The organism is Helicobacter sp. T3_23-1056 (genome assembly GCF_053654535.1).
The window spans coordinates 1-1,922 of sequence record NZ_JBSIUU010000067.1 but is presented as its reverse complement, the minus strand read 5'-3'; the positions used below and the strand labels follow the sequence as shown (position 1 = coordinate 1,922).

At 33.2% G+C, this 1,922-nt stretch carries 3 protein-coding genes; all 3 read right to left on the bottom strand.

Going from position 1 to position 1,922, the window contains the following annotated elements:
* Nucleotides 1–356: 356 nt before the first annotated feature.
* A complete protein-coding gene (locus tag ACWIUO_RS13645) occupies nt 357–749 on the bottom strand; it encodes a hypothetical protein (protein WP_454178435.1) in 393 nt (130 codons plus the stop codon).
* A gap of 64 nt (nt 750–813) precedes the next feature.
* Nucleotides 814–1,413 (bottom strand): hypothetical protein, encoded by a 600-nt coding sequence (locus tag ACWIUO_RS13640; protein WP_454178434.1) that lies wholly within the window; start codon nt 1,411–1,413, stop codon nt 814–816.
* Between the two features lies 1 nt (nt 1,414).
* On the bottom strand, nt 1,415–1,922 hold a 508-nt coding region (locus ACWIUO_RS13635), incomplete at its 5' end, for a T6SS effector amidase Tae4 family protein (RefSeq protein WP_454178433.1).

Here is a 1,922-nt window from a genome sequence, read left to right as displayed (position 1 = left end):
GGATTGTTAGGGTTTAGGTTTGACATTTGAAATGCTCCTTATTTAGAGGTGGGAAGTAAAATAATACAACAAAATGGCTTAATGTAAAGTTGCTTAATTTGCTTGGTTTGCTTGGCGAAATAAAGTTTTGCCTTTATGTGTGCATTTTAGGGAATCAGATTTTAGCAGTGGATTTAGATTTGGGATTTCTTTTGATTTAGTTGTGACACAATGATTTGTCCTTTGAGTTGTTAATTCCTATGTAGATTTATTTTTAGATTTTACTTTATTTAATCTTAAATATTGTAGATTCCTTACTTGCACTCTTTGCAGTATTTTTTGACGATTCTTTCCACTTCGGCATTGTTTCGTGGGAATCATACATATCTAGACAAAATTTCAAATTTATTATCAACATTTGGGATTTTATTAAAATGCTTATAAAAATCATCTTGCGATAGCCCGTTAATCCACTGCAAATAGCTATCAACATATTGTTTATAAGCCTTGATTGCTATGAGTTTATCAAAGGGCAGATACAGCTCAAATCGATTATATTCATAAGGGAAAAATGATTTTTGTTCCTCTTTGGATAAACTCTTTTGTCTTAATTGTTCGTAATCTAGGCAGTATTCTAGCCCTGCTCGTTTTATGCTTGTGATTTGATATTGTTTGTTCAAAATAAGTTTGGCAACTCTCTCATCTAAAAGCCTCTCGCCCGTGCCATAGCAAAGACAAAATGATAATAGCACCATAAAAAATAACCTCATTTTTGTTCCTTTATTTTATTTCCCAAAATCCTAACATTTTGAACTTTAGCATTTTTCTGCTTGGTTATTTACCGAGCGGATATCTGCCATATTTTCTTGCAATGTTTTCCATTGCCTCATCAAACTCGCTAGATTCATAGATTTTCAAGCATTGTTTGACTTGTTCAGGTGTTAATCCACTCATTGTCTTGCGCAATTCTTTTTTACGAGCCAATCCAGTCGCTGTCATAAAAAATCTGTTTTTTTCATAAGATTCATCTATATAAGATTTTAGCTCTTTTAGTGCACCATCGATATTTAGCTGTTTGCCCTCATTTACTAAGCTAGTGCATAAAAAATTTAAATCTGCAGTTTCGTTTTGCAAATCTGTGGTGATTTCTCTGCCTTGCAGTGCCATTCTTGGTGCTTCTTTTGTCGCTTGAACGAAGATTTTATCTAAATCCACTTTTAGACAATACGACATTGCGTATTTTTTTAGTTCCTCTTTTACTCTTTTGATTGATGCTAGTTCGTAATGTATCGAGTATCCACGCTCGCCCCCATATAAAAATCCTTTGCATACATTTGACATATATGGTAGCTCCTCTGGTGCGATTAGCCCAAATGTATATCCAGCCTTTAGTTTTGCCAATGCTAATAATAGCGTTAGTATGGTTTTTTTCATTTTATAACTCCCAAAATTCAAGTTTTGTTGCGAGATTAGCTTTAAAAAATGAAGTGAGTGCTCTTGTAGCATATTTTGATACGCCAACATCTTGATAATCCCCAAAACATTGTTTATTCCCATACCACAAAGTAGTATGCCCTGTCGCAGTAAAATCTGGTTCTTTATAATAAAATCTTATGACAATTACACCATTATTATTATGATTTTGTAGCCATTTGATACATTCATCATCTAATTCTTGTTTCCTAAAACTTTTATCCGCCTTTCCCCAAATAGCATTTAGAAAATCGCTCATACCCGCAGCACTCATAATATACTTATATCCGTCTTTGTCTTGTTCTAGACTACCATTTATTATAACATTTGGTTTTGAAAGTTCGTGTTTTATTGATACGCCACCATAATTAAGCGCATAGCTCATTCTCAAAGCACAACTATTATTATGCGAAATCCTATTTAGAATATGCCAAAACACAGCTTTATTATCATATTTGTCCCCATAAATT